5 protein-coding genes are annotated in these 5625 nt (G+C 46.0%); 1 reads left to right on the top strand and 4 read right to left on the bottom strand.

Annotated features, from left to right (window positions below; genetic code table 11):
* Window positions 1-122: 122 nt before the first annotated feature.
* From iadA to nhaC, 3 genes are read right to left on the bottom strand one after another with little or no spacing between them, the layout of a single operon-like run.
* Complete coding sequence (iadA, locus tag CK1_RS09475; RefSeq protein ID WP_015526031.1) at window positions 123-1283, bottom strand: beta-aspartyl-peptidase; 1161 nt, start codon at window positions 1281-1283, stop codon at window positions 123-125.
* A 53-nt stretch (window positions 1284-1336) separates the two neighbouring features.
* Window positions 1337-1828 (bottom strand): amidohydrolase family protein, encoded by a 492-nt coding sequence (locus CK1_RS09480; protein ID WP_015526032.1) that lies wholly within the window; start codon window positions 1826-1828, stop codon window positions 1337-1339.
* A 5-nt stretch (window positions 1829-1833) separates the two neighbouring features.
* A complete protein-coding gene (gene nhaC / locus CK1_RS09485; protein ID WP_015526033.1) occupies window positions 1834-3279 on the bottom strand; it encodes a Na+/H+ antiporter NhaC in 1446 nt (481 codons plus the stop codon).
* 356 nt (window positions 3280-3635) lie between these two features.
* Here nhaC and CK1_RS09490 point away from each other — a divergent pair, with 356 nt between their 5' ends.
* Window positions 3636-3905, top strand: coding sequence for a hypothetical protein (locus tag CK1_RS09490; protein WP_306288856.1), 270 nt, complete (start codon window positions 3636-3638; stop codon window positions 3903-3905).
* A gap of 85 nt (window positions 3906-3990) precedes the next feature.
* Here the strand turns inward: CK1_RS09490 and CK1_RS09495 are convergent, their stop codons facing one another.
* The gene (locus tag CK1_RS09495; RefSeq protein WP_227574384.1) at window positions 3991-5328 is read right to left on the bottom strand and encodes an IS1182 family transposase; all 1338 of its coding nucleotides are present in this window, start codon (window positions 5326-5328) and stop codon (window positions 3991-3993) included.
* Between the last annotated feature and the right edge of the window lie 297 nt (window positions 5329-5625).

Raw genomic sequence — 5625 nt, forward strand, 5'->3', positions numbered from 1 at the left:
GCCAAGATTCAGAACACCCATCAGAAGTGCACCAATGATAACACCAGGAACTGTACCGGTACCACCATAAGCAGAAGCACCACCAATAAGTCAATCACAGTCCTTCTCCTGTATGTTTTTCCTTACTGCTCGAATCTGCCCTTCATCTTCACTTCCTGCTCCCACACAGCGACCTTGCCGCGGGCAAACAGGCTGTTGATGTTGAGATTCTCATCCAGTACCAGAAGGTCTGCGTCTGCGCCTTCCGCTACACAGCCCTTGATTCCTTCTTTGCCAAGGAGTACGGCCGGAGTGCTGGTCAGAAGCTGTAAGGCATCCTCCAGCGGCATGCCCTCTCTTACCAGGATCTGGATGGTACGGTGCAGATACTTCGGGGACGCGTAGGTCAGGCCAATGCACTCGCCCTCTTCGTTGAAGCGCGGCTGGCTTCCGAACGCGTCACTGGACATGGTTACATGATCCAGGCTCACATCTTCGCGGTGCAACAGCTCATAGAGCTTCAGAGCATCGGATTCGACCTCCACATCATCGGCGCCGGCGGTGCAGTCAATGTAGCCGCCACGGCGCACCAGATCCGCGCCGGCATCAATCAGTCCAGGATTGCGTAAGATGTGGGTCGGCAGCAGGTTCTTGGCTGGAACGTCGGAATGATCCAGCACATAGAAAATCGGATCCAGTCTTCCCTCTCCGTCACCCATGTGCATGGTTACCAGGCCAGGGGTATTGCTGAGTAAGCCGGCTCTGCGCGCTGCAGTAGCCAGCGCGATCAGCTCTTCTCCGCCTGGGTTGGAGCTTCTGTGGTCCGATACCGCTACCTTCACACCGATCATCGGTGGAACCAGGATGATATCGCGCTCTACACTTCCGGTCAGGGTGGTCGGCGGGTAACCATAGGAACTGGTCAGAGTGTACACGGTCATGCCCTCTTCGGTCAGGGCGCGAGCTTTTGCGACCAGATTTTCCACACTGCGGGTTACGCCATCGGTTCCCAGAAGTCCGACTACCGTGGTAATACCATTTTTGAAGAATTCACTGAGCTGGGATTCCGGTACACGGGATGCCGGCCCCTGCTCTCCGCCGCCGCCTGTGATATGCACGTGCATGTCAATGTAAGCCGGAACAACGGTCTTTCCCTCCAGATCATAGGTTTCCACTCCCGGAAGTCCCTCATATCCCTCAATAGTATCCTGCATCAGAAGGATTTTTTCCCCCTCAATAAGGATATCTTTCTTTCCCAGTTTCTCCGGTGCGTACACATTCGCGTTTTTCAGTAACTTGATCATAATGTCAATTCTCCTGTCTCTTTCTTTTCCGCTTTTCTATTTCAAAGCTTCTGTCAGTCTGTCTCAAAGGTGCCTTTTACCAGTGCTTTTCCATACTCCACCATTTTCTGTCCACGGACAAATACCGTATCTACCAGAAATTCCTCATCCAGGATCACAAGATCCGCGTCGCTGCCCGGACGGATGCAGCCCTTTTTCGGGAATAATCCGTTGGCTCTGGCCGGGTTCTCCCCGCAGATGCGGATGGCTTTTTCCACCGGAACCCCTGCCTTTACAGCATCACGCACTTCCTCATGCAGGGAAGAAAGCCGTGTAACCAGAAGCTTTGCGCCGCCCCCGCCAATCACATGAACATGCTGGTCCACATAACCAGGAATTACCATTTTTCCATCTGCAGAAACAACTTCCACCGGAGCAGAAAGTTCCGGTGGATCGATGTGTTCTGCCACAGAAAATACTTTTTCATCTACGATCAGGATATCACGGATTCCTTTTGGATCCGGATCATACAGATTCGCGTTTTTAATCAAAAGCACTCTGGACATCGTATTTAGTTCTCCTTTTTCTTCTCATCATCGAGCTTGGCAATACCAAATCCGGTAAAGCCCCAGATGATTGCAAAAATCCAGCCGGTGTAGCACAGGATTGCCCATGGAAGGTAATCCAAAGTCTCTACGCCAAGGGTGGAAGCCATGTAAGCACCTGCTGCGGACCACGGGATCAGCGGTACAACTACGGTACCGGCATCCTCAAGGGTTCTGGACAGGTTCTTTGCCGCAAGCCCGCGCTCTTTGTAAGCGTCACGGAACATCTCGCCCGGAATCAGAATGGCAAGGTAAGAGTTACCGGTGGTCAGTGCCATGGTAATGCAGGCTGCAACGGTTGCGGTGATCAGCGCACCGGTACTCTTTGCCACGCTTAAGATCTTCTGGAGTACCACATCCAGACAGCCAGCCCGGCTCATGATACCTGCGAAGCAGAATGCGCAGAATACCAGAAGTGTGGTGCTCATAATGCCGTTCATACCGCCGCGGTTTAACAGCTTGGTTACGGCCTCGGAACAGGTCTCGGTGTCAAATCCTGCACGGTGGATCATGGATACATCAAAACCGTTTACGGTTGCCTTTAACACATCTCCTAACGCTACGTGCTGAATGAAGACACTCTCCAAGCCTGCTACAAAAGTAGAAAGAAGCATAACCGGAATGGTTGGCTTCTGAAGCAGGGAGCCGCCCAGCACGATCACTACCGGAATGATGATCAGCAGGTTCCAGCTGTACATGGAAGAAAGCTGGCTTAATAAAGTAGTAACGGTGTCAGAAGTAATATCTGCGCTTACATCTGCGTTCATACCAACAATGGCATATACCACCAGGGAAACGATGGTTGCTGGGACAGTGGTGTAGAACATATGTCCGATATGCTCATACAGTGTGCTGCCTGCCGCGATCGGAGCCAGGTTTGTGGTATCGGACAGCGGAGACATCTTGTCACCAAAGTAGGAACCTGCGATGCAGGCGCCTGCAGTAGCCGGAAGGGATACGCCAAGGGCGCTTGCGATTCCCATCAGGGCAACACCCATGGTTGCAACGGAACCCCAGGAGGTACCGGTAACAACCGAAACCACTGCCTCGATCAGGAACGCGGTAACCAGCATGAATTTCGGGTTTACGATCTGGACGCCGTAATAAATCATCATCGGAATGGTACCGGATGCCATCCAGGTACCAACCATAGCGCCAACACATACAAGAATCAGGATGGCAGGCATGCCCTTTGCAATCTTGGTGCAGATCTCATCCATCATCTCATCCCAGGTAATGCCTACACGGAACGCGATAAATGCTGCGATTGCAGCTACCATGATCAGAAGCGGCTCTGTGCTGTAGCCGAATACGCCTTTTCCGATGGTAAGGATCAGGAGCATTGCGACGATCGGTGTGATCGATTCCGCAAAAGTGGGCAGACGTTTGGCCCGTTCTTTCTTTTCTTTCATTTGTAGTTTCTCCTTTTAGCCTCCTTCGTGACAGTTTCACATTTTATCACGGCAGAGTATTAAGATTTGGACTTATTATATCAGAAAAGATAACGGGCAACAACTAAAACTTTATATTTTTTATTTTCTTGTTACACGGGAGTTTGACACATTGAAATTCAAAAAAGTACCGCAAAGCCTTGAAACAGGCTTATTTTTTTGTCAAATTTTTATTTTTATTATATAGTAATATTTAGTGATATGTACTATAACAGTGGAAGCGGTAATTATTGTGCGTATAACAACATCAAAATCAAAAAATTCCGAGTCCTTTTATATCACTCAGTCCTATACAAATCCGGTTATTAAACCGCGCTTTGAAAGGAACTTATACTACAGAACAATTGCTCCATATTTTAAAAGACATAAAATTTGCAGATGTAGAAAAACAGGGTTTCATGCCGGTATATGAACGTCAGAAAATCACTGACGATCTCCACGAAACCTGTGGATTCAGAACAGACTATCAATTCATAACAAAACGGAAAATGAAAGGAATTCAGAAAAAAGTAAGCGGAGATAAAACATTACTATGTTTCGTGTATGCAGATAAAAGTGCCACACCCCTTGTATTTGAAGGGCACTGAAAAACTTCCATTTCTTCTTAAGTGGAAGTTTTTCTTTTATATTATTTTCAAATCTTTACTTAGGAAAATCATAAAAAGCTATGGTTTACTCCATAGCCAGCTCATCTAATCTTACTATTCGTTTTACATTTGCTGTAAATGCCGTAAAATACATTTGCAGATGCATAGCAAATAAACCTCTCGAATCTGCTTTACGCAAACCGTGAGCTTCCTTTAGTTCTCCATTCTTTTCTTCTATCCTGTGCCGAATCTTCATTCGCTCCTGAAAATATTCGCTTTCTTCAAATTTAAGCCTTTCAAGATTTTTCTCGCTTGCTTGCGTGATACTGTAGCTTCTTGTTTTAGCGTTTGATCTTCCTACACGGCATTTTTCTCTTTGGGGACATTTCCGACACGTTACTTTGCTAAATATATATCTTAAATAAGTATTCCCATTTTTTGCCGTTCTTTTTTCTACACGCGTGGAAAGCTCTCCGGCAGGACACTGCAGCATCCCAGCATCTTTATTAAAGCAGAAACCTTCCTCAAGGTTCCCGTTTGCTGCAGCAGCTACTGCTGTATTGGTTCTGGCAATCAATGTAATCTCTTTTCCGCAGACTTCCAGATTGTCATCACTGACATATGCCATATCGCCTATAACTTCTGTAACTTTTATTCCATTTTCCTTCGCGTTTTCTATCAGTTTTGGTAATTCCTGCCCATCTGGTGCTCCTCCATCTGTTACAGTGATCCCCGCAATGAGACGTTCTTCAGTCATCGCAAGATGATTCTTATATCCATAGAACGTACTGGTTGCCGTTTTATGTCCAAACCGTGCATCTTTATCATCTTTGGATCGGATCTCTTTGAGCCGCTCATCTTCTAGTAGTTCTTTCATTTCATGAGAAAGTTTCTGTATCTTTTTATTTCCACAGGATTTTATTCCTTCCTCCAGAACCTGGAGTAGTTCCCTAGTATAGGCAATTTCTTCATCCAGTCCTGCTTCCAAAGAGGGTTTCTCAGGAAATCGCTCTGATAATTCAAAAGCTGTTTTATAAACCTCTTTCCGAAGTTGTTTGCTCATATCCCGCAGAATCTGCGTTGGAGATTTTGCCCAGACAGAAGCAATTGTATGGGTGGAATCAACGATAATGGTTCCCGATTTGATCAGATTTTTATCCAAAGCCTGTTGAATGGTTTCTTTTAACATTTCTTCCAGAATATCTTCTGTAATACGAGTTTTTCTGAATTTTGTGAGAAGACTGGGATCTATCATTTTTGCTTCTGGTTCCAGGTCAAGGAAAAATTTATATGCCATGTCCGTCTGGGCGCTGCTAATCAGGGCTTCGTCAGAAAGATCGTACAGTTTTTTCAGGAAAAGCAGTTTAAACATCATTTCTGGTTCCTTTGCCGGGCGACCGAAATTTTCACAAAAAAGCCCAATTCTTTTTTAGAATCAGACTTTTTCAGTGCCCTTTTAAATATGGTTTTGATTTGGTTTTGTAGCATAAAAAAATCTCCTTGTAGTTGTATTTGCATCGTGCAGATGCTTCTTTAACTACAAGGGCCGCTCTCACTACTTCTAAAAACCAATCAGTAGTGAGAGCGGCCGCACATTTGAGTTGAAGTGTCAACCCCTATTTAGGGAAAAACTAAAAAAGAGGTTAGACCTCATGTATAAGATCTAACCTTGAAAATTAACTAAATGACATTGACCAGTGAACAGTAACAAAATAACCTT

The organism is Ruminococcus sp. SR1/5 (assembly GCF_000209835.1).
In the GTDB taxonomy this organism is placed as follows: domain Bacteria; phylum Bacillota; class Clostridia; order Lachnospirales; family Lachnospiraceae; genus Blautia_A; species Blautia_A fusiformis.